Raw genomic sequence first — 24777 nt, forward strand, 5'->3', positions numbered from 1 at the left:
GACATGCGGGAAATAGGGCCGTTTTCGTTCCTCCGATTGACGTCGAGAATGGATGTGACGACAACCGGGGGAAATTCAATGCGTGTAATGTTCGCCACCGCGCCCTTCGTCGGGCACGTGTATCCGATGATTCCGCTGGCCTGGGCGCTGCGCGCGGCGGGCCACGAGGTGCTCTTCGCCTCCACAGTGGACGGCTTGAGTGCGGTGGACGCGGGGCTGCCCGTCGTCGACGTCCGTCCCGATCTGACCAAGGAGCGGCTGTACCAGGAGCTGCTCGGCGAGGTCGCCCACGTGCTGCAGCCGATCATGGAGAGCGACGGCGACCCCAAGGACGCCGCCGAGCTGTTCGCCGCGATCGACCGGCGCATGATCGACGGTGCGCTCGCGGCGGGCCGCCGGTTCCGGCCGCACCTGGTGGTGTTCGACCCGCTCACCACAACCGGTCCCGCGGTGGCGAGCGTGCTCGGCGCCCCCTCGGTGTCCTGCGACAACTCGTTGCCCAACACCCACGGCATGACCGAGGCGATGTTCGATGTGCTGGCGGGCCACTACGCCCGGCTCGGCGTCACCGAACAGCTCAGCCCCACCCGCCGGATCACCATCGCCCCGGCCAGCTTGCGGGACGGTCTGCCCGGTGACTGGGTGATGCGGCCGCTGCCGTTCAACGGCGGCGGCGTGGTGCCGGAGTGGGCGTGTCGGCCACCCGTGCGGCCCAGGGTCGCGGTCAGCCTCAGCACCATCCCGACGCTGCCCGGCCAACCCGCGCTGCTGCCCGCCGTGCTCGCCATCGCCGATCAGGTCGACGCCGAGTTCCTGCTGCTGGTGGACGACAACGACGACCTGCCGCCGGTGCCCGCCAACGTCCGCGCCATCGGGCGGCAGCCGCACAACAACGTGCTGCCCGCCTGCTCGGCGGTCATCCACCACGGCGGCGCGGGCAGCGTGTTCAGCGCCCTGCACGCCGCGACCCCGCAGCTGATCATCCCCACCGGCGCCGACCAGTACTTCAACGGCGCCGCCGTGGCCAAACGCGGTGCGGGCCTGTGGACCCGCCACGGCGAACTCACCGCCGACCACCTGAACCGGCTGGTCGAAGACCGCTCCCTCGGCGACGCCGCGATGGAGGTCAGCACCGAACTCGCCGCGATGGCCGCGCCCGCCGACATCGTGCCGCTGCTGGTCGACTTGGTCGGCTGACCGTCACAGCCGCAGCGGCTCCAGCAGCCTCGGGTTGTGGACCGCCGAGCGCAGGCCCAGGTCGGTGATCACCGACCGCAGTTCGGCGGCCGGGGCGTCGGGGACGACCGGGTGCTCCTCGAGCGGGGTGACCATGTCGTCGTGGTGGCAGGGGATCACCAGGCGGGGGCCCGCGCCCGGTTCGGACAGGGCCTTGAGGGCGCGCCGCGGGTACTCGAAGACGTTGCGGTGCCCGCTCATGCCGAGCACCAGCACGTCCGGCCGCTCGCCCGCGACCTCGCGCTCGGCGAAGTTCGCGGTGCCGGACAACAGCATCACCGACATCCCGCCCGCGGTGACCTGATAGCCGAGGGTGCCGCCCTCCACCAGGTCGGCCACCGTGCGGGGACGGCGGGGTTTCGCGGTGAGGGTGCCCGGCGCGAAGTAGCCGTAGCCGCCGAACCGGCTGTGCAGACTGCGGTGCACCTGGACGGTGAAGCCGTGGAAATCCAGGTACTCCCCGCCTGAGCACACCACGAACCGAGCAGGGTCGACACCGAGAGCGTGCAGCAGGTGCAGATGCGTCTCGGTACCCAGCACCCGCGCCTTCGAAAGCGCTTGGCCAGGTACGGCACGTCCATGGCGTGGTCGAAGTGGCCGTGCGTCACCAGGATCAGCTCGGGCTCGGCGGTGATGTACCGGTCGATCACCTCGGTGCGCACCTCCAGCGGGGTGCCCGGCACCAACTCCTGCTTGTCGTCGAAGCAGTCCAACCGGCTCAGATAGGGGTCGATCAGGACGCGCCGGTCGCCCATCGTCAGTTCGAACCCCGCGACACCGAACCAGCGCAACGTCAGGTCGCTGCCGCCCGCGGGCACCGGTTCGGCGGCCTGCGCGGTCGCACCCGCGGTCGCCGCCATCGCGGCACCGGCCGAGCCGAGCAGCAGCCGTCGCCTGCTCACACCGCAGGACAAGCACATGTCAACCCCCGGAAAGTTTCTTGCCGAACGCGTGTCAGACCCAAGGGAAAGGCCTCTCTCTTACGTAGAGACGTGCAGGAGCGCGCGAGGAGGGCACGACATGAAGCGAAAATCGCGATGGTTGGTCAGGGACCGTGCGTTGATCACGGCCCTGGATGAGTTGGTGCGCGAGGCACTGCCCAGGGTGTTCGCGCTGTGCGAGGTGCGCGGGCTGCCCGCGATCTTCGGCTGGGGCATGCAGTTCGGCGAGAGGGTGATCGTCTACCGGCCCAACCTGTCCACCCTGGGCGTTTTCGTCGGACCCGAGGTGGCCGTGACCATGCTCGGCGCCCTGCACGACCGGGAACTGCGACTGGTCTGGCTGGACGAGTTACCAGGCGAAACCCGCTGGCCCTGGGCCCGCCCGCGTGGCTAGCCTGCGGCCATGACCTTCACGCTTTCCGGTGACACCAGCGAGGAGCGGGCGAAGCTCGTCGAGCAGCGCTTGGTCGACTACAACAGCAGCCGCAACGAGGCGCTGCGGGCCAGCCGCGACCTGCCCAATGAGGGCGAGGAGAAGCTGCAGGTCTACGCACTCGACGGGGACGAGGTCGTCGGCGGGATCGTCGCGCACACCTGGTGCGGGTGGATGTCCATCGAGCTGATGTGGGTGGCCGAGAACCAACGCGGCAACGGGGTCGGCACCGCGCTGCTGGCCGAGGCCGAGCGCCGCGCCAGTGAACGCGGCTGCGAGTACGTGAAGGTGTCCAGCTGGGACTTCCAGGCGCCCGGCTTCTACCTCCGCAACGGCTACCAGCAGGTCGGTGCCATCGAGAACTACCCGAAGGGCACCACCGACTACTTCTTCACGAAAGCTCTGTAGCCAGCCACTTGTCCACCTCGGACAACGCGTGCTCCCGAACCGGCGGCGCCGACAGGAACAGGTCGTGCATGCCGCCCTCGATCACCCGCACGTCGACCCTGCGGCCGATCTTCGGCGCGAAGCGGGCGATGTCGGCCACCCGCAGCACCGTGTCCGCCTCCATCGCCTCCGGCGCCCACCGCGAACCCGCCCAGGTGCGTGCGGAACGCAGCACGAGCACCGGCATCGGCACGTCCAGCCCGCGGTGCAGCCGCGCGTGCCCGCGTCGGATCGCCCGGAACCAGCCCGCGCGCACCGGGAAACCGCCGGTCGGCTTCCAGGTCAGGTCATAGACCCACTCCCCGTGGTGCTCCTTGAGCAGGCTCTGCCCGTACACCCCGGACAGGCCCGCGGGCAGCGGGTGGTCAGGGCGGAACCGGCCGATCAGGTCGATCAGCCAGGTGCCGATGGTGCGGATATACCACGGTTTCGCCAGTTCGAGCCACGGGCTGTTGAGCACCAACGCGTCGGCAACCGGGGTGGCCCGCCGCTCATGCGCCCACAGCGAGGTGACCAACCCCCCGGTGGAGTGCGCCAACACGACCAGCCGTTGCGCCCCGTCGTCGAGCACCACCTGCCGCGCCGCGTCCAGTTCCTCGAAGTACACGTCCAGTTCGCGGCAGGCGTTGGGGGAGTCGCTCTCCCGCAGCGACCGGCCGTAGCGGCGCAGGTCGAGCGCGTAGAAGTCGTAGCCCGCCGCGGCGAAGTGCTCGGCGAGATGCGCCTGGAAGAAGTAGTCGGCCCAGCCGTGCACGTACAGCACCGCGCCGCGGCGCTCTCCCTCGGCCCGACGACGTACCAGGGTGGCCTGCGCGGGCACGCCGCCCTCCGGGGCCAGCGTCAGGGTGCGAGCCTCGAACGGCGCTCCGAGCAGGTCGGCGATCCACGACATGGTCGACAGTGTGCACCGCCGAACGCATCCGAATGGGGCAGGCGTGGGTCACTCCACAGTGTGCCGACTTCCGTTGGTCGCACGTAGCGGGCCGTTGATCGCACTCACCCGTTCGGCGGACAGGTGGGTGCGGATCTGCTCCGCCGAGTGTCACTAGGGTGTTGCGGCGAACGTGCGGCCACGAAGGGACAGTCATGGCGGGAGCTCCGCTTCGGATAGTGAGGACAGCGGCGGTATCGGTGTCGGCCGTGGGAATGGGCCTGATGTCGACGCTGCCCGCCCATGCCGTCGTCGCGCAGCAGCCGCAGGCAGCTCAGCCCTTCGTGGTCAACGGGGAGCAGGCGAGCACCGCCGCGTATCCGTGGGTGGTGGCGCTGACCTCCGCCCGCGGTGACCAGTTCTGCGGTGGAACCCTGGTCACCCCCACCAAGGTGATCACGGCCGCACACTGCGTGAAGGGAGTTCGTCCCGCCGCCATGCGCGTGGTGGCGGGACGAACAGACCTGCGCACCAAGGCGGGGGAGGTGCTGGAGGTCTCGGGCGTCTGGGTGCACCCGAAGTTCAGCGACGTCGAACACGGCAACGACATCGCCGTGATCACCCTCAAGACCCCGTCGCGGTACCGCACCCTGGACCTCGCCGACGCCGGTGATCAGCGGCTCTACGCTCCCGGCACCAAGGCGACCGTGCTCGGCTGGGGCGACACCGCCGAGGGCGGGCAGGGCTCCCCGGTCCTTCGCTCGGCCACCGTCCCGGTGATGACCGACAGCCAGTGCAAGACCGCCTACCGCAGCTTCAGCCGGGACTCGATGTTCTGCGCCGGGTACGAGGAGGGCGGTATCGACGCCTGCCGAGGCGACTCCGGCGGACCGCTGGTGGCGGGCGGGAAGCTGATCGGCATCGTCTCCTTCGGTGACGGCTGCGCCCGCCCCGGCAAGCCCGGCGTCTACACCAGGGTGGCGAACTTCTCCGAGCTGATCCGGGCCCAGCTCAACAGCGACGGCCGGTCTCGGGACGTGCTGCTGGAATCCCTGCTCAGCTGAGGGTTCGCGCTCCGCGACCGAGGCGGTTCATCAGTTAGGGCACCGATCGGCACCGTTGGGGTGTTTCGATTCACCCGCTCTTGTTGATCTCTTTGTAGTGGCGGCGGACGGGCCGCCGTGGAGACAACGGGAGGGCGACATGGCGGGAGTGCTTCGCCGACTCATCAGACCCGCCGGTGCGGTGTTGCTCGCGGTAGTGCTCGCCGCGGGCGCGGCGCTGACGGCATCCGCCGCCGACGACGGGGAACGGATCGTGGGCGGCACACCGACGACGATCGAGCAGCACCCGTGGATGGTCGCGCTGGTGGACGTCGCGGGCAAGCAGTTCTGCGGGGGCACGCTGGTCGCGCCGACCAAGGTGGTCACCGCGGCGCACTGCACCAAGGGCAAGGAAGGCACCCCCACCATGATCAGGGTGCTGGTGGGGCGCACCGACCTCAGCACCGACGAGGGCAGGACCGTCAAGCTGGAGCGGATCTGGGTGCACCCGGAGTACACCAGGGTCAGCGAGGGCTACGACGTCTCGGTGCTGACGCTGAAGGAGAAGGTGGAGGCCAAGACGCTTCCGGTTGCCACCGAGGAGGACGCGGCGCTCTACGAGAAGGACAACGAGGCCACCGTCCTCGGCTGGGGCGCGACCGAGGAGGGCGGCCAGGGCAGCGACGTCCTCATGCTGGCCACCGTGCCGGTGGTGGACGACGAGACCTGCAAGAAGAGCTACGCCACCCAGTTCAAGGCCGAGCACATGGTCTGCGCCGGTTTCAAGAAGGGCGGCATCGACACCTGCCAGGGCGACTCCGGTGGCCCGCTGGCGGTCAAGGACAAGCTCATCGGCGTCACCTCGTTCGGACACGGCTGCGCGCGGCCGGACAAGTACGGGATCTACACCGAGCTCAAGAACTACCAGGAGGAACTGTCCGAGGAGCTTGGCGAGGACGATTGACCCAGTTTTGACAAACGAGGGCGGCGACTTTTATCGCCGCCCTCGTTCTTTTGTCGCCATGGCACCGGGGCAATGGGAAAGGAAGCTGTCCTATGCGGCAAATGCGGTAATCGGTACCGCTCACTGTGGGGACCGTCGAAAGTACTTATTGACGTTGGGGTCTGTCATCAGTTGTTCTGTGTGCACCCTGCACAGCCGGTCTCGTGCCCTCGTGGGCCGGTGTGCCGTTCAAACAGAATAGGAGACCCCCATGGCGGGAACCCTGCGCCGCCTGCGTGGTGTCATCGTTGTCACCGCGCTCGCCACCCTGCTGCCTGCCGCCGCGATGTCCACGGCGGGAGCCAAGGAATTCGACGACCCTGCCAACGGCTACATCATCGGCGGTGAGAAGGCCAGCACCAAGGACTACCCGTGGATGATCCACACCACCAGCGGCGGACGCGCCTGGTGCGGCGGCACGCTGGTGGCCGAGAACAAGGTCGTCACGGCCAAGCACTGCTTCACCAACACCAACGCCGCGAACTACACCGTGGTCGCGGGCCGGGACAACCTCAAGACCACCTCGGGCAAGCAGGTCAAGGTCAGCAAGGTCTGGAACCACCCGGACCGCAACGCCGACCTGACGGTGCTGACGCTGGCCGAGCCGATCACCGGTTTCGCGCTGGCCCCGCTGGCCACCTCGGCGGATGCCGACCTGTACAAGGCGGGCACCAACTCCACCACCCTGGGCTGGGGCGCCACCTCCGAAGGCGGCCGCGGCTCCGATGACCTGCTCAAGGTCGACGTGCCCGTGGTCAGCGACGCCGACTGCAGCCGGGCCTACGGCTCCTCCTACGTGGCCAGCGCGATGGTGTGCGCGGGTCTGGACGCGGGCGGCAAGGACGCCTGCCAGGGCGACTCCGGCGGGCCGCACGTCGCGGGCGGCAAGCTGATCGGCGTCGTGTCCTGGGGCGAGGGCTGCGCCCGTCCCGGCAAGTACGGCGTCTACACCAGGGTCTCCACCTACGCCGACGAGATCAAGAAGCAGATCGAGTCCTGAGGTCGCGGGCCGTGAGTGGGGGAATTCTCCCACTCACGGTCTCTGACCAGTCGAAATGCCATGTCGGTCAGCACTTCTCCCGGCTCGCGCACCCGGAGCATCAATTGTCAAAAGTTGTGAAGAAGCTGTTGTCGGGCGGAAAAACTTTCCCATTCGGGTGTCGGGACACGCCGATTCTCAACTAGGTTCGGTTGCACGTCGGGGATCGCCCACCATCGCCGTTCGTCTCCCTGGACGACCGTGCGGTGTCTCCGACAACGTTGTCAGTTCGGGAGAAGGAGACATCGTGGCGACATCCCTGCACCGCCTGCGCAACGCGGCCCTCGTCGCGGCGGCACTGGTGCTGCCCGCGGCCACCGCATCGGCGGCCGAGCCAACTCCGCCGCCTGCCGGTTACATCATCGGCGGCGAGAAGGCGTCCACCAAGGACCACCCGTGGATGATGCACACCACCTACAACGGCAGGCCCTTCTGCGGCGGCACGCTGGTCACCCCGACCAAGGTCGTCACCGCGGCGCACTGCTTCGAGGGCGCCAGTGCTGAGCAGATCACGGTGATCGGCGGCCGGGACAACCTCAAGACCTCCGAAGGCAAGGAGGTCAAGGTCACCAAGGTGTGGAACCACCCCGACTTCAAGGATGTCACCAGCGGTGACGACGTCGCGGTGCTGACGTTGGCCGAGGAGATGCCGTTCACGACCGCGCCGTTGGCCACCAGCGCCGACGCCGACCTCTACAAGCCGGGCACCACCTCCACCGTGCTCGGCTGGGGTGACACCCAGGAAGGCGCCAACACCGGCAGCGACGACCTGCTGAAGGTGGACGTGCCGATCGTCGGCGACGACGTCTGCGGCAAGGCCTATGGCAACCGCTTCATCCAGCAGGCCATGGTCTGCGCGGGTCTTGAGGCGGGCGGCAAGGACTCCTGCCAGGGCGACTCGGGCGGCCCGCTGGTGGCGGGCGGCAAGCTGATCGGCATCGTGTCCTGGGGCGACGGTTGCGCCCGCCCCAACAAGTACGGCGTGTACACCCGCATTCCGACGTATCTCGATCTGATCAAGCAGCAGATCGAGTCCTGATTCGCCGCGCGTCACGGGCCTGCGCGGTGTTGTGCCGCGCAGGCCCTTTTCGTTTCAATACTGTTGAATCCGGCATTTGACTGGGAGAAACGCGGCACGGCATTACGCCGGTCGGGCGGATCACCTGAATGTGGTTGTGTCTCGGCCCGCCATGAGATTTGCTGATCGGCAACGACTTCCGGCTCCGCGGGAAATCATTCTTCGCGGAGCCGGGTACTGCGTCGGAGTTCGTGGAAGGAGTCCACGTGGCGGAAACCCTGCACCGCCGGCGTGCCCACGCCCACCAGCCATGGGCGATGCGCCACGAGCCGACTGACGACCGATGAGGGCTTCCGGCCGGTCGGGTCGGAGATGTGTGGAAGGAGAGAACAATGGCGGAAACCCTGCGCCGCCTGCGTGCGTTCGGTGCGGCCTTGGCCGTCGCCGCTGTCGCGCCGATGGCCGCCGTGTCGGTGGCCGGTGCCGCGGAGGACCCCGGGGCCTACATCGTGGGCGGTACCCGGGCGAGCATCGCGGACTACCCGTTCACGGTCATGCTGACCAGCTCGTCCGGCAGCCAGTTCTGCGGCGGCACCCTGGCCAGCGCGACCAAGGTCGTCACCGCGGCACACTGCGTGTCCGGCTCCAGCCCCTCCAGCGTCCGCGTGGTCGCGGGCCGCGAGGACAAGCAGAGCTCGGCGGGCCAGTCGGTGGGCGTCAGCCGGATCTGGGTGCACCCCAGCTACCGCAGCGTGACCAGCGGCTATGACGTCGCGGTGCTGACGCTGTCCAGCTCGGTCTCCCAGACCCCCGCGCCGCTGGCCACCCCGTCGGACACCGCGCTGTACGCACCCGGCACCAACACCACGACGCTGGGCTGGGGCCGCACCTCTGAGGGCGGCTCGGCCTCGCGCTACCTGCTCAAGGTGGACGTGCCGATCACCACCGACGCCGACTGCTCCAGCGCCTACGGCAGCCGGTACGTCAAGAGCGCCATGGTCTGCGCAGGCCTGAAGGCAGGCGGCAAGGACTCCTGCCAGGGCGACTCCGGCGGTCCGCTGCTGGCGGGCGGCAAGCTGATCGGCGTCGTGTCCTGGGGTGACGGCTGCGCCCGTCCCAACAAGTACGGCGTCTACACCCGACTGGCCACGTACTACAACGATGTGAAGGCCCAGATCGGCTGATTGTCGACACCTGTGGAAACCGGCGTGGAACGCGATTCCACGCCGGTTTTCTTGTTCGCAGGAATTGAAATCGCCGCCCGTCAAAGGACGGTGGTGCGATGGCGGTCCGGTCCGCTTTTTGGCAGGCGCAACGGCGTTCCCCTGCGAGTCCGAAAACGCCGATTCGAACCTGTACCAGGAGGGCACGAACTCGACCGTGCTGGGTTGGGGCTACACCAGGGACGGCGGTCCGGTCTCGCGCTACCTGATGAAGGTGGATGTGCCCGTGACTTCCGACGCCACCTGTTCGCAGGCCTATCCGGGCAGCCCTGGGTACACCCGGACCGGGATGGTGTGCGCGGGCCTGCCGCAGGGCGGCAAGGACTCGTGCAACGGCGACTCCGGCGGACCGCTGGTGGCGGGCGGCAAGCTGATCGGCACCGTGTCCTGGGGCGGCGTGTGCGCCGCGCCCAACCAGCCGGGCGTCTATGTCCGGGTGTCGACCTACCACGACCTGATCAAGCAGCAGATCGGCTGATCGCCGCGGCGTGCGGCAGGCCCGTCCGGCCTGCCGCACGATCGCTCACCCCACCACCAGGCCGATGGAGATGCCGAGGAACGCGACCGCGCACACCGCGTCCAGCGTGCGGTGCACGCTCGGCTTGCGCAGCCGGTCGGCCAGCGCGGACGCCGCCATCACGATCGCGAGCTCCCAGACCGCGGCCAGCGCCAGGAACAGCGTCGCCAGCAGCGCCAGTTGGAGCGTCGGGTCCGCGGCGGAGCCGAGGAACTGCGGCAGGAACGCCAGGCAGAACAGGATCATCTTCGGGTTGGTGATGTTGCACAGGAACCCGCGGCGAAACGCCGCCAGCCCGCTCACCCCCGCCACCGCGGCCTCCGTCGGGGCTTGGCCGCGCAGCAGTCCTCGCACGATCGAGACGGACAGGTAGCACAGGTAGGCCGCGCCCAGCCAGCGCAGCACCACCAGCGCCGACGGATGGGCGGCCAGCACCAGGCCGAGCCCGGACACCACCGCGCCCACCTGGACCGCACTGGCCAGGTGGATCCCGGCGAGCGCGGCCAACCCGGAGCCGACGCCCGCCCGCAGCGAGGTACGCAGCAGCAGGAAGGCGTCCACTCCCGGCGTGAGCACGAAGATCACGCAGGCCAGCAGAAAACCGGGCAGCACGGCCACATCAATGGACATCCACGACATCGGGAGACACCTCCATCGAAAACAAGGTCAAGCAGGTCAATGACAGGAAGAATCACTGCATTGATGGGATCTTAACGTAGATTTTCCTGAGAATGCCAGTCGGGGCGGGCTGGCTCACGTTCAACGTGAGTCTTGCTCGCAGATGTGATAGGCCTACCCGATGACCGCCGCGCGCCTGCCCGCCACCCTGCACCGAGCCTGGGCCGCCGACCTCAGCCCGGCCCGGCTGTACGACCTGCTCCGCCTGCGGGTGGACGTCTTCGTCGTCGAGCAGCGCAGCTGCTACTCCGAACTGGACGGCCACGATCTGGCTGCCGGCACAAGGCATTTCTGGTTCGAGGACCGCACGGGATCGGTGCCGGTGCTCGCGACCCTGCGCCTGCTGGAGAACGCCGCTGGCGAGTTCCGCATCGGCCGCGTGTGCACGGCGACCGGCTACCGCGGCCACGGGCTGTCCCGCCAGTTGATGGAGGCCGCGCTCGCCGAGGTCGGCCACGCTCCCTGTGTCCTGGACTCGCAGGTCCATCTACAGGACTTTTACGCCCGCTTCGGCTTCGCGCGGAGTGGTGAGGAGTTCGACGACGGCGGTGTCCCGCACGTCCCCATGCGCCGCCACTGACCACCGAGGCCGCGACCCGAAGCGACGGTGTCCGCACGTCGCGATTCGCCGCACTGAGCGCGGTCCAGCGGCACGGTGGGCATGGGAATGCGCGGGTGACACCGCGGCCGTGGCGTCACCCGACTGTCGCGGGCATGGGCCCTCCTGCACCTCACGTGCCGGAGGGTCCTGCCGACGTCGTGGGTGCGGGTCGCGTTCTAACGCAACGCCGCCGGTGCGGTACTGGTGATCACGTCCACCGCGCGGTCGAGGTCAGCGGCCGTGAGGTCGGCGCGGGCGGTCAGCCGCAGGCGGGAGAAGCGATCGGGCACCGACGGCGGCCGGAAGCAGCCGACCTGCACGCCCTCGGCGCGGCACGCTGCCGCCCAGGCCACCGCCTCCTCCGGTGACGGTGCGAGCACCGAGACGACCGCCGCTGCCGGGTCGCTGCTGGGCAGGCCCGCGGCGCGCAGCCGGTCGGCCAGTTCGCGGGCAACCGCGCGGCAGCGATGGGCGCGTTCGGGTTCGGCGCGCAGCAGCCGCAGCGCGGCCAGCGCACCGGCCGCGCAGGCGGGCGCCAGCCCGGTGTCGAAGATGAAGGTGCGCGCGGTGTCGATGAGGTGCTCGATCACCCGGCGCGGGCCGACCACCGCGCCGCCCTGGCTGCCCAGCGACTTGGACAGCGTCATGGTGACCACCACATCCGGCGCTCCCGCCAACCCGGCCGCGGCCACCGCGCCGCGCCCGCCGTCGCCGACCACCCCGAGCCCGTGCGCGTCGTCGACGACCAACGCGGCCCCGTGGTCCCGGCAGGCCGCGGCGAGGTCGGCCAGCGGCGCGAGGTCGCCGTCGACGGAGAACACCGAGTCGGACACCACCAGCGCGCGTTTGCGGTCCCGCTCGGCCAGCGCGGTGCGCACCGCGTCGACCTTGCGGTGCTCGACGACCTGCACCGACCCGCGGCTCAACCGGCAGCCGTCGATCAGCGAGGCGTGGTTGACCGCGTCCGCCACGATCACGGTGCCGGGACCGGACAGCGCGGAGATCGCCGCGAGGTTGGCCGCGTAACCGGAGGAGAACACCAGCGCGGCCTCCGCACCGCAGAACTCCGCTAGCTCGGACTCGAGTGCGGCATGAAGCTCGGTGGAGCCGGTGACCAGCCGCGACCCGGTGGACCCCGCACCCCACACCCGCGCCGCCTCGGCCGCCGCCTCGGTCACCGCAGGGTGCCTGCTCAGGCCGAGGTAATCGTTCCCGGCCAGGTCAAGCCGGGTGTCGGCGGCGGGCCTCGGCCGCAGCGCGCGCCGCAGCCCGGCGCGCTCCCGCGCCGCCGAGCGCACATCCAGCCAGCCGAAAACGTCCTCAGTGCCCGAACTCACGGGAGGCAGTCTGACATCCCGGGGTTACGGTCTTGCCTCGTGCGACAGCCAGCGACGACGCCTGACCTCTTCGGTGACGACTTCGTGGCCGACCCGCACCCCGTGCTGGCCGAGTTGCGCGAGCAGCGTCCCGTCTGCCACCACCCCGCCACCGGGCTGTGGCTGGTGAGCAGGCACGACGACATCCGCGCGGTGCTGACCGACCCCGCGCGGTTCGCCCCGGACAACGCGTTGACCGCGATCACACCGCTGCCGCCGCCTGTGCTCCGCGTGCTGGCCAAGGCGGGCTTCGCGCTCCCGCCCACCCTCGCCAACAACGGCACCCCCACCCACGGCGGCCTGCGCAGGCTCGTGCAGTCCTACTTCACCCGCGCCCGCATCGACGCCGCGGTGCCGCGCATCCGCGAGTTGACGACCCAGGCGCTGCGGCGGGCCGAGCCGGACCTGCGGGCGGGGCGCGCCGTCGACCTCGCCCCCGTCATCGCCCGCGAACTGCCCGCCCGCGTGGTGTTGGAACTGCTCGGCATCGACGACGTCGATCTCAGCGCGCTCAAGGCGTGGAGCGTCGCGTCGCTGGAGCTGTTCTGGGGCCGACCCGACCCTGGGCGCCAACTTGAACTCGCCGTCGCCGCGGGCGAGTTCCACCGTTGGCTGGCCGACCGCATCCGCGGCGCCGACCCGGCCGGAACCGGCCTGTTCAGCGCGCTTGCCCGCTACCGGGTGGACGGGAAGCCGCTGGGCGTGAAGTACGCCGTCGGCGTCTGCTACTTCCTGCTCATCGCGGGGCAGGAGACCACCACCCAGCTGTTGTGCACCGTCCTGCACCGGATGCTGGCCCGCAGGCAGGACTGGGCGCGGCTGGCGGCGGGCGAGCGCGGGTTCGCCGAGGCCTGCGTCGAGGAGGTGCTGCGCCGCGAACCGCCGGTGATCACCTGGCGGCGGGTCGCCACCGAAGCGGTGGTGCTCGGTGGCGTTCCGCTGCCCGCGGGCGCCCACGTGCTGCTGATGCTCGCGGGCGCGGGCTCCGATCCGGCTGTGCACGACTCGCCCGAACAGTTCTGCCCGGCCCGGCCGGACGGGCGCAGGCACCTGGCGTTCGGCTACGGCAGGCACTTCTGCGTCGGAGCGGAACTGGCCAGGACCGAGGCGACGGTGGTGCTGGACGAGGTCGCGCGGGCGCTGCCCGACCTGCGACCGGCCACAGAGGACCAACCGCCGATGCTCGGTCTGCTCTCCTTCCGTGCTCCGCTCAGCGTCCCCGCGCGCCTGTTCTGAGGCCGTCAACCAGCCGAAACGCCGTCGGCGGACGGCGGTTGTAGCAGGCCTGAACGCGACGTTGGCTGTGTCCACCACAGGTGCCCCGTCCGTTCCCCGCCTCCCAAGTGGTCCGGTCGGGGCGGAATCGGAGAAACAATGCGAGGGCACAGATCAAGTTGGAGCAGCGCGCTGGCCGCGTTGTTCTGCCTGCTCTTGGCGGCACCCGCCCAGGGTGGGGACTACATCGTCGGCGGTGAGCGCGCCAGTACCAGCCAGTTCCCCTACGCCGTGTACCTGCTGAACACGGCGAACCACCAGTTCTGCGGCGGCACCCTGGTCACGCCGCGCAAGGTCGTCACCGCCGCGCACTGCGTCGCCAAACGCGAGCCGAACGCGGTGCGCGTGGTCGCGGGCCGCGACGACGAACTCGGCACCGACGGCGTGGTCGCCGATGTCACGGCGAAGTGGGTGCATCCGCAGTACGTCTCGCTTACCGCGGGCTACGACGTCGCGGTGCTAACCCTGGGCACGTCGCTGCCCTACCGGACCCTGCCGCTGGCAGGACCCGGTGACGCCGGGCTCTACGCGCCCGGCGTGTCCGCCACCGTGCTCGGCTGGGGGCTGACCGCGGAGGGCGGCGCGTCCTCCCAGTTCCTGCTCCGGGCGACCGTGCCGGTGTGGTCCGACGCCGACTGCGGCAAGGCCTACGCCACCTATAAGCCCGCGCTGCACACCTGCGCGGGCCTGCCGCAGGGCGGGGTGGACACCTGCGGCGGTGACTCCGGCGGCCCGATGACCGCGGGCGGCAAGCTCATCGGGATCACCTCCCACGGCACCGGCTGCGCCCGCGCGGGCAAGCCCGGCGTGTACAACCGGGTCGCCGCCTACCACGCGGACCTGACCGCTCAACTGGGCTAGTCCCGGGCTCTCCCCAGGGAGTCGGCACCGTCTCCCTGGGGAGACAGCGGACGGGGGTGTCTGCGACGATGCGAGGGAACCCTCGCGTGGGAGTGGGAGGAAGCCGGTGCGAATCCGGCGCTGTCCCGCAACTGTGACCGGCACCCGGGAGCCAGGAACTCCGCCCCACGCGACTCCCTTTGATCGGGCGTGGACACCTGAGAAAGGAACGTGGGGCATGACCGCTTGCGGTGGCCGCCGATGACGGCCCGTTTCCCGTTTTCCGCCGTCGTCGGCCACGACGACCTGCGGTTGGCGTTGCTGCTCAACGCCGTGCACCCCGGAATCGGCGGGGTGTTGGTGCGCGGCGAGAAAGGCACCGCCAAGTCGACCGTGGTCCGTGCGCTGGCCGCGCTGCTGCCCGCCGTCGACGTTGTCGAGTCCTGCCGTTTCGCCTGCGCGCCCGGCACTCCCGACCCCGGCTGCCCGGACGCGCCGCACACCGGACCCGGCGCCCGGCGGCCCGCGCGGCTGGTCGAGCTGCCGGTCGGTGCCACCGAGGACCGGCTGATCGGCTCCCTCGACCTGGAACGAGCGCTCACCGAAGGTGTGCGGGCCTACCAACCAGGGCTGTTGGCCGCCGCGCACCGCGGCGTGCTGTACGTGGACGAGGTCAACCTGCTGCACGACCACCTGGTCGACCTGCTGCTCGACGCCGCCGCGATGGGCCGCGCCCACGTCGAGCGGGAAGGCGTCTCGGTGTCGCACGCCGCGTCGTTCCTGCTGGTGGGCACCATGAACCCGGAGGAAGGCGAGCTTCGGCCGCAGCTTCTGGACCGCTTCGGCCTCACCGTGCACGTCGCCGCCGCCCGCGATGTGGACACCCGCGCCGAGGTGATCCGCCGCAGGCTCGCCTACGAGGCCGACCCCGCGGGTTTCGCCGCCCGCTGGATCGACGCCGACGCCGCGCTGGCCGACCGGATCGTCGCCGCCCGCACCGCACTGGGCGGGGTGTCGCTGCCGGACGCCGAACTGCGCCGGATCGCCGCGTTGTGCGCCGCCTTCGAGGTCGATGGCATGCGCGCCGACCTGGTGGTGGCCCGCACCGCCGTCGCCCACGCCGCCTGGCGCGGCGCGGCCGAGGTCGCGGAGTCCGATGTGGAGGTCGCGGCGCGGCTCGCGCTGCCGCACCGCCGCCGCCGCGACCCCTTCGACGAACCCGGCATCTCCGAGGACCAGCTTCAACAGGCCATGCAACAGGCCGCCGAAGAAGCCGACGGCGAAGACCCCGAACCGCCCGACGGGGAAGGCCCGCCCGAAGGCGACGGCCCCGACTCCCCGCCGGACGGCGGGGGCGAGCGGCCCGAAACCGGCCCGGAGGGTGGCGAGCGGCCGGACTCCACACAGGACGGTCAGCGCAACGGCTCGGACCGCACCCAGGGCGGCCAGTCGACCAAGCCGCCCGCGGCACCCGCGCCCGCCTTCAAAGCCCGCCTGCTCCAGGTGCCCGGCATCGGCGAGGGCGCCCCGGGGCGGCGGTCCCGCTCGCGGTCCCGCTACGGCCGCACCGTGCGGTCCGCCACGCGAGACGGCCACGGCCTGCACCTGGTCGGCATGCTCACCGCCGCCGCCCCCCACCAGTCCGCCCGCGGCCGCAGCGGCCCTGGTCTGCTGGTGCGCGGCGAGGACATCCGGCTGGCGGTGCGCGAAGGCCGCGAGGGCAACCTGGTGCTGTTCCTGGTGGACGCCTCCGGCTCGATGGCCGCCCGGCAGCGCATGTCCGCGGTGTCCGGCGCGGTGCTCTCCCTGCTCCGCGACGCCTACCAGCGCCGCGACAAGGTCGGCCTGATCACCTTCCGCCGCACCGAGGCCGAGGTCGTGCTGCCGCCGACGTCCTCGGTGGACGCCGCGGTCGCCCGGCTGCGCAGGCTGTCCACCGGGGGCCGCACCCCGCTGGCCGACGGCCTGCTGCGGGCCCGCAGGCTGCTCGCCGTCGAACGCGTCCGCGACCCCCGCCGCCGCCCGCTGCTGGTGCTCGTCACCGACGGCCGCGCCACGGTCGCCGCCTCCGCAGGCGGCGACGCCGTCACCGACGCCCTGCGCGCCGCCGCCCAACTCGCCGCCGACGGTGTCTCGGCGGTGGTGGTGGACTGCGAGAACGGTCCGGTCCGTCTCGGCCTCGCCCCGCAGGTCGCCGATGTGCTCGGCGCACCGAGCCTGCGGCTGGAGGAGCTGTCCGCCGACCACATGACCGCGGTCGTGCACGCCAGTCGTGCCGCGTAGAAGGGAACCAACATGCCACAGGGGCAGCCTGAACAGGTGCCCGCGGACGGGCTGACCACGCGGCAGCGGCGCAACCGGCCGCTGCTGGTGGTGCACACCGGCGAGATGAAGGGCAAGTCCACCGCCGCGTTCGGTCTCGCCCTGCGCGGCTGGAACCAGGGCTGGTCGATCGGGGTGTTCCAGTTCGTCAAGTCCGCCAAGTGGAAGGTGGGCGAGGAGGCCGCGTTCCGCGCGCTCGGTCAGGTGCACGCCGACACCGGCCAGGGCGGCCCGGTGGAGTGGCACAAGATGGGCGAGGGCTGGTCCTGGACCCGCAAGCAGGGCACCGAGGACGACCACGCCGCCGCGGCCGTCGAAGGCTGGCGGGAGATCACCCGAAGGCTCGCCGCGCAGACCCACGGCATGTACGTCCTCGACGAGTTCACCTACCCCATGAAGTGGGGCTGGGTGGACGTCGACGAGGTCGTCTCGGTGCTGCGCGACCGCCCGGGCCACCAACACGTCGTGATCACCGGCCGCGACGCCCCGAAGGCACTGGTCGACGCCGCCGACCTGGTCATGGAGACCACGAAGGTCAAGCACCCGATGGACGCGGGTCAGAAGGGCCAGCGAGGCATCGAGTGGTGACTCCGGAACCGAGTGAACGCGACACTCGCGCCGTTGTACCGAGCGAATACCGCATTCACCCCATGCCTCGACTGGTGGTCGGCGCGGCTGCTTCAGGCAGCGGCAAGACCACTGTCGCGACCGGACTGATGGCCGCCCTGCGCGCCCAGGGCTCGGCGGTCGCAGGCTTCAAGGTCGGCCCCGACTACATCGACCCCGGCTACCACGCGCTGGCCACCGGCCGCCCCGGCCGCAACCTCGACCCTGTCCTCGTCGGTGAGGCGACCGTCGCGCCGCTGTTCGCGCACGGCGCCCGAGACGCCGACCTCGCCGTCGTCGAGGGCGTGATGGGGCTGTTCGACGGGCGGCACGGCACCGGCGGCTTCGGCTCCACCGCGCACGTCGCGAAACTCATCGGTGCGCCTGTGGCGTTCGTGGTGGACGCCCGCGGACAGGGCGACAGCCTCGCCGCGGTGCTGCACGGCTTCCGCGGCTACGACCCCGGCATCCGGCTCGGCGGCGTGATCCTCAATCGCGTCGGCTCCGCCCGCCATGAGCAGGTGCTCACCGCCGCCTGCGCGCAGGTCGGCCTCGAGGTGCTCGGCACCCTGCCCCGGGAGTCCACACTGGACGTTCCCTCCCGCCACCTCGGCCTGGTCACCGCCGCCGAACACGGTGCCGCCGCCGTGGACGCCGTGGAGGCGATGGCGGCCATCGTGGCCAAGTCCGTCGACCTCGACGCCGTCCGCGCCCTCGCGTCCACGGCACCGTCCCTAGACACCGAGCCGTGGTCGCCGCAGGTGTCCGCTGTGGACGGTGCGCCGCTGGTCGCGGTGGCGGGCGGACCCGCGTTCACCTTCGGCTACGCCGAGGGCGTCGAGCTACTGCGCGCCGCGGGCGCGCGGGTCGCGGTGCTCGACCCGCTGCGGGACACGGAGCTGCCGGCGGGCATCCGCGGGCTGGTGCTGCCCGGCGGGTTCCCCGAACAACACGCCGATGCGCTGTCGGCCAATGCGGAGCTGCGCCGCGCGGTGAAGGCATTCGCACAGGCAGGAGGCCCGGTGCACGCCGAATGCGGCGGTCTGCTCTACCTCGCCCGCAGCCTCGACGGCGTGGAGATGTGCGGGGTGCTGCCCGCGGACGCGCGCATGTCGCCGCGGCTGACCCTCGGCTACCGCGACGGCGCCGCCGCCGCCGACTCCGCGCTGTACGCGGCGGGGGAGCGGATCAGCGGCCACGAGTTCCACCGCACCGTCATCGACCCGCCGCACGGCGCCACCCCTGCCTGGCACTGGCGGGACGGGGAAGGCCGCGCCGTCACCGAGGGCTTCGTGCACGGCGGGGTGCACGCGTCCTATCTGCACACTCACCCGGCAGGGGCGCCGCGGGCGGTGGCGCGGTTCGTGGCACGGTGTGCGGCATGAGCAGACTTCTCGGGCTCGGCGTCGGCCCAGGCGATCCGGAGTTGCTGACCCTGGCCGCGCTGCGTGAGCTTCAGTCCGCGGGCCGCGTGTTCGTGCCCGTCGCGGACCTGTCCGAACAGGGCAGGGCCGAGGCGGTGGTCCGCGCGCACGTGCCCGACGACCGGATCGAGCGGCTGCTGTTCGCGCTGGCCGACCCGGTGGAGGGCTCCCAACGGCGCCGCCACCAACAGTGGGACGCCGCGGCCGCGCGGGTCGCCGACCACCTCGCCGCGCAGGGCGGCACGGCGGTGTTCGCCACATTGGGCGATCCGAGCGTCTACTCCACCTTCGGCTACCTCGTCGCCGGGGTGCGGGCGCTGCTGGCGGAGGTGGAGATCGCGATGACCCCCGGCATCACAGCGATGCAGGCGGCAGCCTGCTCGGCGTCGGTGGCGCTGGTGGAGGGCGCGGAACCGCTGATCGTGGTGCCGGTGACGCGGAACGTGACCGCGCTGGAGGAGGCGTTACGGGCAGGCGGTACGGTCGTTGCCTACAAGGGCGGGCGCCGCCTCGATCAGCTACGGGACGTGATCGCGGCCGCCGGGGCGCTGGAACGATCGGTGTACGCCGAGAACATCGGAACCCCGGCAGCGCGCATCGTGCCGTTGTCCACTGTGGACACTAGCGGTGGTGCCCCCTACATGTCCACCGTTGTCGTTCTTCCGCCGCGGGGCGGGAGAGGGGAGCAGCTGTGACCGCGCGGGTGTCCTTCGTAGGCGCCGGGCCGGGGGCCGCCGACCTCATCACCGTCAGGGCCGCGCGCAGGATCGCGGAAGCCGACGTCGTGGTGTGCACCGCGAACCCGCTCGCGCCGGACTGCGTCCGGGAGAACGCACGACCCGACGCCGAGGTGATCGACTCCTCTCGGCTCGGCAACGATGCCACCCTGGAAATCTACCGCAGAGCGGCCCGCGACAAGATCAATCTTTCGGTGGTCTTCACCGGCGACCCCACGCTGTGGGGCAATGTGCGGGCTCACCACGACTTCTGCACCCGGCTGGGCGTCGAGGCCGAGATCGTCCCCGGCGTGTCGCCCATGATCGCCGCCGCCGCGGGCCTCGGCCGTGAGCTCACGCCCGCCGAGGGCGAGCAGAGCGTGCTGCTGGCCAAGCTGGAAGGCGGCGAGGACTCGCTGCGCGACCTCGCGGGCCGCGGCGGCACGCTGAGCATCGAACTGCCGGCCGCCCGCGCCGCGCTGCTGGCCGAGGAGCTCAAGTCCGGCGGCTACGCGGGCGACACCCCGGTGGTGGTCGGGTACAAGATCAGCCTGCCGGACGAGGTGCTGGTGGAGACCACCCTCGACGAGTTGGCCGCGGTGGTGAAGCAGCACAAGCTGTGGCGCAACGCGGTGTTCCTCATCGGCGAGGCGCTGCGGGCCAGCGGCCCCCGCGCCCGCCGCGGCACGCCGCCGCCGCTGGCCCGCACCCGGCCCAGCCGCTGGGCGGTGGCCGCCGCCCGCAAAGCTCGCGCCGCGAGCCTGAACGGCACCCCCACCGACGAGTCCGCCCCCGAGAGCCCGGCGCCCGCCGCGGTGTCGGCGGCGGCCAAGACCGGGCGCACGGTGTCGGTGTCGGCGCCCGCGAAGATCGCCGCGCATGCCCGGCTGGCCGCCAAGTCGACGGCGGACGCAACGGCCGCCACCGCCGCGGCGCGCCCGGCCGAGCCCGTCAAGGCGACGGTAGGCAAGGCCCCGGCCGCCGATGCCGATGGCGAAGCACCGGCCGACACCCAGGGCGTCACGAAGTCCGCGGGTGCCACTAGTGACGGGCACACGAAGCTCGAGGATTCCACCCGCGATGGGCGGGCGAAGTCCGAGGGTTCCGCCCGCGATGGGCGGACGAAGACAACGGGCTCCGCCCGGGGCGGGCAGGGTTCGGAGCAGACGCCATCCACGGACTCCGCAACCGGCGGGCAGGCGAAAGCCGCGAACTCCCCCCGCGCGGCACAGGCGAAATCCGCCGGTTCCGCCACTGGCGCCCAAGACGCGGCACAGGCGAAATCGCGCGAAACAGGCTCCAACGCGGCGGACGGCGCCGCGGCACTGAAATCCGCGACGGCCTCGCCGCAGGCGAAGCCCACGGCGGGCACCGAGTCCCCGCAGGCCAAGCCCGGTGCGAACGCGGGAGGCCAGGCGCAGCGGAAGCCCGCCGGGGCCGGTCAGCAGCGCAAGGCCTCGCCGAAGACCGCCGCCAAGAATGCCGCGGCCAAGCCGCGGGCCGCCGCCGCGGAGATCAAGACCCCGGCCAAGGGCGCCCAGGTCAGCGCGCAGGCACCCGAGGGTGACAAGGAACCGGCCCGCAAGAACCCGCCCGCCGGTCAGGCCGCCAACCGCGGCGGCCAGAACAACGCCAACCGCCGCAAGAAGCGGCCGTCCAAAACCGCATGATCACCCTGATCGGCTGTGACGGCGACCGGCTCCCCGCGGGCGCCGACAGTCTGCTGGCCGGGGCCTCGCTGGTCGCGGGCGACGCGGTCGCGCTGGCCCGGCACGCCGCGGACGGCGCGAAGCAGGTGGAACTCGGCGACGGCCTGATCCCCGCGCTGCGCGAGCACCCCGGCGACGCGGTCGTGCTGAGCACCGGCGACCCCGGCTTCTTCGGCCTGCTGCGCGGTCTTCGCGCCGCCGGGCTGCGGCCCGCCGTGCTCCCGACACCGACCGACCTGCAGCGGCTGCTGGCCAAGCTGGGCCGGTCCTGGGACGACCTGGCGGTATGCGGCACCGCCGACGGCGCGCTGCGCCGCGCCCTCAACCTGTGCCGCGCCCGCCGGGCGGTGGCCGTGCTCACCGCCCACGGCGCCGGACCGGCCGAACTCGGCTCCGGGCTGGCGGGTTGGGACCGCACTCTGATCGTCGCCGAGGACCTCGGCGGGCGTCGGGAACGCATCAGCTTCGTCACTCCCGGCGAGGCCGCCGCCAAATGGTGGCGCGAGCCGAACCTGGTCATCTGCCTGGCCGACCCCGAGGAAATCCCCGCCCGCGGCTGGCTCGCGGGCGGCGAGCCGCTGCCGCCCGCCGCGGGTTGGGCGCTGCCCGACGCGGGCTTCGCCCACCGCAACGGCGACCTGCTCTCCGCCGAGGCCCGCGCCCTGATCCTGGCCCGACTCGCCCCACGCCCCGGCACCATGGTGTGGGACGTCGGCGCCGGGCCCGGAGCCATCGCCGTGGACTGCGCCCGGCTCGGCGCCGCCGTGGTGGCCATCGAGCAGGACCCCGTCCAATGCGTGCGGATCACCGCTAACGCCACCGCCTACGGCGTGGAATGCAACGTGGTCGAAGGCTCCGCCCCGGTCGCTCTGCGCAGGCTCCCGCGCCCGGACGCGATCTTCATCGCGGGCGGCGGGCCCGAGGTGGTCTCCTACTGCTCGCGGGCCGGTGCGGCCCGCATCGTGCTGGCCCTGCGCAGCCTGGAGTACTACGGCCGCATCAAGGACTCCCTGGTCTCCGCCCGCTACACGGTCGACGGCGTGCACCTCTCCGCCGCCCGGCTCACCGACCTCCCCGACGGCACCAGCAGGCTGGCCGCCACCGACCCGGTTCTGCTCCTCTGGGCCACCGCGGGCGCCGACGATGAGTGAGCCCCTGACGTCTCGTGATCGGGTTGTCGTCGGACTTGGTGCCTCGACCGGGGTGCGGGCCGATGCGGTGTTGGCCATCCTGCGGCGCATCGGGGTGATGGTCGAACGGGTCGCGGCCTTCGCCACCATCGATGTGAAGGCCACCGAGCCCGGTCTGCTCGACGGCATCCGCCAGTGGCGGCGGGGCTGTGTCCGGCGACTGTGGCTGCTGTCCTACCCGGCCGAGGACCTGGCCGAGGTGGAGGTCCCGAACCCGAGCGAGCTGGTGCTGTCCAAGGTGGGAACGGCCAGTGTCGCCGAGGCCGCGGCGTTGCGGGCGGCCGCCGTGCTGGCCGGGGTACCCGCCCGGCTGGTGGTGCCCAAGCTCAAGGGCGACAACGTGACCGCGGCCGTCGCGGCGCTGGGATGATCGAGCCGCTGCGCTTCACCGAGGCCTGTACTGCCTGCGGCGGCTGCCTGCTGACCTGTCCGGAACGGGCACTGCGCCCTGGGCCCCGGCGGCCTGTGGTGGTCGCCGGGGCCTGCACCTCGTGCGGGGAGTGTGTGGAGATCTGTCCCGCGGACGCCATCGAGATGCGTCTGGGGTCCGGTGATTTCGGGCTCCCCGGACCGCCGGTGAATCAGGTGTGACAGAGCGAGCAGTCCGGCGGCACCGGAACCGGCGGCGGCACGGCCGCGGCGGTCCCCGCACCGGCGAGAACCAGACCGGCGCCCAGCGCAAGTGACAACAGCGCGTTAGTGATCGTGCGGATCATCGTTGTTTCCCCCAGGTAATGTGACCCGGTTGCCGGGTCGACACCCATATTAGCCACGCTCCGTGGCGTCTGTGATCATCCGTTCGGCCGCTACTGATCACGTCTTGGTTACGGTAGGGCCACGCCCAGTCAAACGGGCCGAACAGCCCGAAGCACTCGGTTATGTGACCTTGGGCGTATTCCACCCGGCCAGCCCGGACAGGCATGCTGTGGGGAACGGAGAGAGGAGTGTGGGTGGAGCGTCACTACTTGGCGGGGCTGAACCTGACCGGACGGCAGGTCGTGGTCGTCGGTGCGGGCACCATCGCGCAGCGGAGGCTGCCGAGACTGGTGGCCGCGGGCGCCGTGGTGCGGGTCATCGCCCCCGAGGCGACCCCGGCCGTTGAGGCCATGGCCGACGCGGGCGAGGTGCAATGGCTGCGCCGCCCCTACGCCGACGGCGATCTCGACGACGCCTGGTACGTGATCACCTGCACCAACGTTCCCGCCGTCAACGCCGCCGTCGCAGCGGAAGCCGAACGCGGACGCGTGTTCTGCGTTCGTTCCGACGCGGGCACCATGGGCACCGCCGTCACACCCGCCGTCGCCGAACACGACGGCCTGCTCATCGGCGTGCTCTCCGGCGGCCTGCCCCGCCGCTCCGCCGCGGTCCGCGACTCCATCGTGGAAGGTCTGCGTTCCGGCGAACTGGCCGACGCCCAAGCTCCGGTCGTTCCTGGCGTGGCACTGGTCGGCGGTGGCCCCGGCGACCCGGACCTGATCACCGTCCGCGGCAGGCGCCTGCTGGCCCGCGCGGACGTCGTCGTCACCGACCGCCTCGCGCCGCGCGAACTGCTGGAGGAACTCGCCCCGCACGTCGAGGTGGTGGACGCCGCCAAGATCCCCTACGGCCGGGCCGCCAGCCAGGAGGTCATCAACTCCACGCTGATCGACGCCGTCAAGGCGGGCAAGTTCGTGGTGCGCCTCAAGGGCGGCGACCCCTATGTCTTCGGCCGCGGCTTCGAAGAGCTGCTGGCCTGCGCCGACGCGGGCGTCCCCGTCACCGTGGTGCCCGGCGTCACCAGCGCCATCGCCGTCCCGGCCATCGCCGGGGTACCCGTCACACACCGAGGCGTGGCGCATGAGGTGACCATCGTGTCCGGCCACGTTGCCCCCGACGACGAGCGCTCCTTGGTCGACTGGCCCGCCCTGGCCCGGCTGCGCGGCACCCTGGTGCTGCTGATGGCGGTGGAGCGCATCGCCGCCTTCGCCGACGTCCTGCTGGCGGGTGGTCGTGCCCCCGACACCTCGGTCGCGGTCATCCAGGAGGGCACCATGGCGGGCCAGCGCGTACTCCGCAGCACCCTGTCCGAGGTCGCCGCCGCCGTCGCCGCGCACGCGATCCGCCCACCGGCGATCATCGTCATCGGCCCGGTCACGGCGCTGGGCGCCCACCTGGACGCCCCCTAGGCTCCTGGCGGCTGGGCGTCCGCCTGGACGGCCCCTAGGCCCTCGGCGGCTGCTGGACAACCCCGAAATGACGCGGTGCCCCAGGCGAACATTCGCCTGGGGCA

General features: G+C 71.5%; 26 protein-coding genes, 1 pseudogene and 1 riboswitch. Of the genes and pseudogenes, 21 read left to right on the forward strand and 6 right to left on the reverse strand.

Annotated elements, in window-relative coordinates:
• Positions 1-78: 78 nt before the first annotated feature.
• Complete coding sequence (locus tag ACU6XJ_RS18565; protein WP_476312992.1) at positions 79-1197, forward strand: nucleotide disphospho-sugar-binding domain-containing protein; 1119 nt, start codon at positions 79-81, stop codon at positions 1195-1197.
• Positions 1198-1200: 3 nt separating this feature from the next.
• Here ACU6XJ_RS18565 and ACU6XJ_RS18570 read toward each other — a convergent pair whose 3' ends face one another.
• Both ACU6XJ_RS18570 and ACU6XJ_RS18575 read right to left on the reverse strand, forming a co-directional pair.
• Positions 1201-1776, reverse strand: a complete 576-nt coding sequence (locus ACU6XJ_RS18570; protein ID WP_476314118.1) for an MBL fold metallo-hydrolase — start codon at positions 1774-1776, stop codon at positions 1201-1203.
• 44 nt (positions 1777-1820) lie between these two features.
• A pseudogene (locus tag ACU6XJ_RS18575) lies at positions 1821-2156 on the reverse strand (MBL fold metallo-hydrolase); the annotation flags it as partial.
• 100 nt (positions 2157-2256) lie between these two features.
• Here ACU6XJ_RS18575 and ACU6XJ_RS18580 point away from each other — a divergent pair.
• Positions 2257-2571 carry a hypothetical protein gene (locus ACU6XJ_RS18580; protein ID WP_476312995.1) on the forward strand — a complete coding sequence of 105 codons (315 nt, stop codon included), beginning with the start codon at positions 2257-2259 and terminating at the stop codon, positions 2569-2571.
• Positions 2572-2580: 9 nt separating this feature from the next.
• Positions 2581-3018 carry a GNAT family N-acetyltransferase gene (locus tag ACU6XJ_RS18585; protein ID WP_476312997.1) on the forward strand — a complete coding sequence of 146 codons (438 nt, stop codon included), beginning with the start codon at positions 2581-2583 and terminating at the stop codon, positions 3016-3018.
• Here ACU6XJ_RS18585 and ACU6XJ_RS18590 read toward each other — a convergent pair.
• Entirely contained in the window at positions 3002-3949 is a 948-nt protein-coding gene (locus tag ACU6XJ_RS18590) for an alpha/beta hydrolase (RefSeq protein ID WP_476313001.1), read from the reverse strand. The genes ACU6XJ_RS18585 and ACU6XJ_RS18590 overlap by 17 nt on opposite strands.
• Positions 3950-4188: 239 nt before the next feature.
• Between ACU6XJ_RS18590 and ACU6XJ_RS18595 the strand changes: the two genes are divergently transcribed.
• The 6 genes from ACU6XJ_RS18595 (at position 4189) to ACU6XJ_RS18620 (ending at position 9732) form a co-directional block, all read left to right on the forward strand.
• The gene (locus tag ACU6XJ_RS18595) at positions 4189-4992 is read left to right on the forward strand and encodes a S1 family peptidase (RefSeq protein WP_476313004.1); all 804 of its coding nucleotides are present in this window, start codon (positions 4189-4191) and stop codon (positions 4990-4992) included.
• A 139-nt stretch (positions 4993-5131) separates the two neighbouring features.
• Positions 5132-5935, forward strand: coding sequence for a S1 family peptidase (locus ACU6XJ_RS18600; protein WP_476313007.1), 804 nt, complete (start codon positions 5132-5134; stop codon positions 5933-5935).
• A 250-nt stretch (positions 5936-6185) separates the two neighbouring features.
• Complete coding sequence (locus ACU6XJ_RS18605) at positions 6186-6974, forward strand: S1 family peptidase (RefSeq protein WP_476313010.1); 789 nt, start codon at positions 6186-6188, stop codon at positions 6972-6974.
• 286 nt (positions 6975-7260) lie between these two features.
• Positions 7261-8052, forward strand: a complete 792-nt coding sequence (locus ACU6XJ_RS18610) for a S1 family peptidase (RefSeq protein WP_476313013.1) — start codon at positions 7261-7263, stop codon at positions 8050-8052.
• Positions 8053-8423: 371 nt separating this feature from the next.
• Positions 8424-9215, forward strand: a complete 792-nt coding sequence (locus ACU6XJ_RS18615) for a S1 family peptidase (RefSeq protein WP_476313016.1) — start codon at positions 8424-8426, stop codon at positions 9213-9215.
• A gap of 118 nt (positions 9216-9333) precedes the next feature.
• Positions 9334-9732, forward strand: a complete 399-nt coding sequence (locus ACU6XJ_RS18620; RefSeq protein WP_476313019.1) for a serine protease — start codon at positions 9334-9336, stop codon at positions 9730-9732.
• A 45-nt stretch (positions 9733-9777) separates the two neighbouring features.
• Here the strand turns inward: ACU6XJ_RS18620 and ACU6XJ_RS18625 are convergent, their stop codons facing one another.
• Positions 9778-10401 carry a LysE family translocator gene (locus ACU6XJ_RS18625; protein WP_476313022.1) on the reverse strand — a complete coding sequence of 208 codons (624 nt, stop codon included), beginning with the start codon at positions 10399-10401 and terminating at the stop codon, positions 9778-9780.
• Positions 10402-10570: 169 nt separating this feature from the next.
• On the opposite strand from ACU6XJ_RS18625, the gene ACU6XJ_RS18630 reads away from it, so the two are divergent.
• Positions 10571-11029 (forward strand): GNAT family N-acetyltransferase, encoded by a 459-nt coding sequence (locus ACU6XJ_RS18630; RefSeq protein ID WP_476313023.1) that lies wholly within the window; start codon positions 10571-10573, stop codon positions 11027-11029.
• Positions 11030-11226: 197 nt separating this feature from the next.
• On the opposite strand, the gene ACU6XJ_RS18635 is transcribed toward ACU6XJ_RS18630, so the two are convergent.
• Positions 11227-12387, reverse strand: a complete 1161-nt coding sequence (locus ACU6XJ_RS18635) for an 8-amino-7-oxononanoate synthase (protein WP_476313026.1) — start codon at positions 12385-12387, stop codon at positions 11227-11229.
• 39 nt (positions 12388-12426) lie between these two features.
• On the opposite strand from ACU6XJ_RS18635, the gene ACU6XJ_RS18640 reads away from it, so the two are divergent.
• From ACU6XJ_RS18640 to ACU6XJ_RS18685, 10 genes are all read left to right on the forward strand, one after another.
• On the forward strand, positions 12427-13662 hold the full coding sequence (locus ACU6XJ_RS18640) for a cytochrome P450 (protein WP_476313028.1): 1236 nt from the start codon (positions 12427-12429) through the stop codon (positions 13660-13662).
• A gap of 138 nt (positions 13663-13800) precedes the next feature.
• Entirely contained in the window at positions 13801-14562 is a 762-nt protein-coding gene (locus ACU6XJ_RS18645) for a S1 family peptidase (protein ID WP_476313031.1), read from the forward strand.
• A gap of 57 nt (positions 14563-14619) precedes the next feature.
• Positions 14620-14745, forward strand: a riboswitch (cobalamin riboswitch).
• A 57-nt stretch (positions 14746-14802) separates the two neighbouring features.
• Positions 14803-16824, forward strand: coding sequence for a putative cobaltochelatase (locus ACU6XJ_RS18650; RefSeq protein ID WP_476313034.1), 2022 nt, complete (start codon positions 14803-14805; stop codon positions 16822-16824).
• 12 nt (positions 16825-16836) lie between these two features.
• Entirely contained in the window at positions 16837-17451 is a 615-nt protein-coding gene (gene cobO / locus ACU6XJ_RS18655; RefSeq protein ID WP_476313036.1) for a cob(I)yrinic acid a,c-diamide adenosyltransferase, read from the forward strand.
• A gap of 62 nt (positions 17452-17513) precedes the next feature.
• Positions 17514-18854 carry a cobyrinate a,c-diamide synthase gene (locus ACU6XJ_RS18660; RefSeq protein ID WP_476313039.1) on the forward strand — a complete coding sequence of 447 codons (1341 nt, stop codon included), beginning with the start codon at positions 17514-17516 and terminating at the stop codon, positions 18852-18854.
• Positions 18851-19588, forward strand: a complete 738-nt coding sequence (gene cobI / locus ACU6XJ_RS18665; protein WP_476313042.1) for a precorrin-2 C(20)-methyltransferase — start codon at positions 18851-18853, stop codon at positions 19586-19588. The genes ACU6XJ_RS18660 and cobI overlap by 4 nt, the downstream gene beginning before the upstream one ends.
• Entirely contained in the window at positions 19585-21279 is a 1695-nt protein-coding gene (locus ACU6XJ_RS18670) for a cobalt-precorrin-4/precorrin-4 C(11)-methyltransferase (RefSeq protein ID WP_476313045.1), read from the forward strand. The genes cobI and ACU6XJ_RS18670 overlap by 4 nt, the downstream gene beginning before the upstream one ends.
• Entirely contained in the window at positions 21276-22469 is a 1194-nt protein-coding gene (locus tag ACU6XJ_RS18675; protein ID WP_476313048.1) for a bifunctional cobalt-precorrin-7 (C(5))-methyltransferase/cobalt-precorrin-6B (C(15))-methyltransferase, read from the forward strand. The genes ACU6XJ_RS18670 and ACU6XJ_RS18675 overlap by 4 nt, the downstream gene beginning before the upstream one ends.
• On the forward strand, positions 22462-22878 hold the full coding sequence (locus ACU6XJ_RS18680; RefSeq protein ID WP_476313051.1) for a cobalamin biosynthesis protein: 417 nt from the start codon (positions 22462-22464) through the stop codon (positions 22876-22878). Before ACU6XJ_RS18675 ends, ACU6XJ_RS18680 begins: the two co-directional genes overlap by 8 nt.
• Entirely contained in the window at positions 22875-23099 is a 225-nt protein-coding gene (locus tag ACU6XJ_RS18685; protein WP_476313054.1) for a DUF362 domain-containing protein, read from the forward strand. The genes ACU6XJ_RS18680 and ACU6XJ_RS18685 overlap by 4 nt, the downstream gene beginning before the upstream one ends.
• Here the strand turns inward: ACU6XJ_RS18685 and ACU6XJ_RS18690 are convergent.
• Complete coding sequence (locus tag ACU6XJ_RS18690; protein ID WP_476314119.1) at positions 23090-23224, reverse strand: hypothetical protein; 135 nt, start codon at positions 23222-23224, stop codon at positions 23090-23092. The two genes, ACU6XJ_RS18685 and ACU6XJ_RS18690, sit on opposite strands and share 10 nt — an antisense overlap.
• A gap of 234 nt (positions 23225-23458) precedes the next feature.
• Here ACU6XJ_RS18690 and cobA point away from each other — a divergent pair, with 234 nt between their 5' ends.
• Positions 23459-24673: a uroporphyrinogen-III C-methyltransferase gene (cobA, locus tag ACU6XJ_RS18695; protein ID WP_476313057.1), complete on the forward strand. Its 1215-nt coding sequence runs from the start codon at positions 23459-23461 to the stop codon at positions 24671-24673.
• Positions 24674-24777: the final 104 nt, after the last annotated feature.

This window comes from Actinorectispora metalli (genome assembly GCF_056323685.1).

Excerpts from the sequence above, each read along its gene's own strand:
- ACU6XJ_RS18565 (WP_476312992.1), top strand. The coding sequence starts at position 79 with ATGCGTGTAATGTTCGCCACCGCGCCCTTCGTCGGGCACGTGTATCCG.
- ACU6XJ_RS18580 (WP_476312995.1), top strand. The coding sequence starts at position 2,257 with ATGAAGCGAAAATCGCGATGGTTGGTCAGGGACCGTGCGTTGATCACG.
- ACU6XJ_RS18585 (WP_476312997.1), top strand. The coding sequence starts at position 2,581 with ATGACCTTCACGCTTTCCGGTGACACCAGCGAGGAGCGGGCGAAGCTC.
- ACU6XJ_RS18590 (WP_476313001.1), bottom strand. The coding sequence starts at position 3,949 with ATGTCGTGGATCGCCGACCTGCTCGGAGCGCCGTTCGAGGCTCGCACC.
- ACU6XJ_RS18600 (WP_476313007.1), top strand. The coding sequence starts at position 5,132 with ATGGCGGGAGTGCTTCGCCGACTCATCAGACCCGCCGGTGCGGTGTTG.
- ACU6XJ_RS18605 (WP_476313010.1), top strand. The coding sequence starts at position 6,186 with ATGGCGGGAACCCTGCGCCGCCTGCGTGGTGTCATCGTTGTCACCGCG.
- ACU6XJ_RS18615 (WP_476313016.1), top strand. The coding sequence starts at position 8,424 with ATGGCGGAAACCCTGCGCCGCCTGCGTGCGTTCGGTGCGGCCTTGGCC.
- ACU6XJ_RS18625 (WP_476313022.1), bottom strand. The coding sequence starts at position 10,401 with ATGTCCATTGATGTGGCCGTGCTGCCCGGTTTTCTGCTGGCCTGCGTG.
- ACU6XJ_RS18630 (WP_476313023.1), top strand. The coding sequence starts at position 10,571 with ATGACCGCCGCGCGCCTGCCCGCCACCCTGCACCGAGCCTGGGCCGCC.
- ACU6XJ_RS18645 (WP_476313031.1), top strand. The coding sequence starts at position 13,801 with ATGCGAGGGCACAGATCAAGTTGGAGCAGCGCGCTGGCCGCGTTGTTC.
- ACU6XJ_RS18650 (WP_476313034.1), top strand. The coding sequence starts at position 14,803 with ATGACGGCCCGTTTCCCGTTTTCCGCCGTCGTCGGCCACGACGACCTG.
- cobO (WP_476313036.1), top strand. The coding sequence starts at position 16,837 with ATGCCACAGGGGCAGCCTGAACAGGTGCCCGCGGACGGGCTGACCACG.
- ACU6XJ_RS18660 (WP_476313039.1), top strand. The coding sequence starts at position 17,514 with ATGCCTCGACTGGTGGTCGGCGCGGCTGCTTCAGGCAGCGGCAAGACC.
- cobI (WP_476313042.1), top strand. The coding sequence starts at position 18,851 with ATGAGCAGACTTCTCGGGCTCGGCGTCGGCCCAGGCGATCCGGAGTTG.
- ACU6XJ_RS18675 (WP_476313048.1), top strand. The coding sequence starts at position 21,276 with ATGATCACCCTGATCGGCTGTGACGGCGACCGGCTCCCCGCGGGCGCC.
- ACU6XJ_RS18680 (WP_476313051.1), top strand. The coding sequence starts at position 22,462 with ATGAGTGAGCCCCTGACGTCTCGTGATCGGGTTGTCGTCGGACTTGGT.
- ACU6XJ_RS18685 (WP_476313054.1), top strand. The coding sequence starts at position 22,875 with ATGATCGAGCCGCTGCGCTTCACCGAGGCCTGTACTGCCTGCGGCGGC.
- ACU6XJ_RS18690 (WP_476314119.1), bottom strand. The coding sequence starts at position 23,224 with ATGATCCGCACGATCACTAACGCGCTGTTGTCACTTGCGCTGGGCGCC.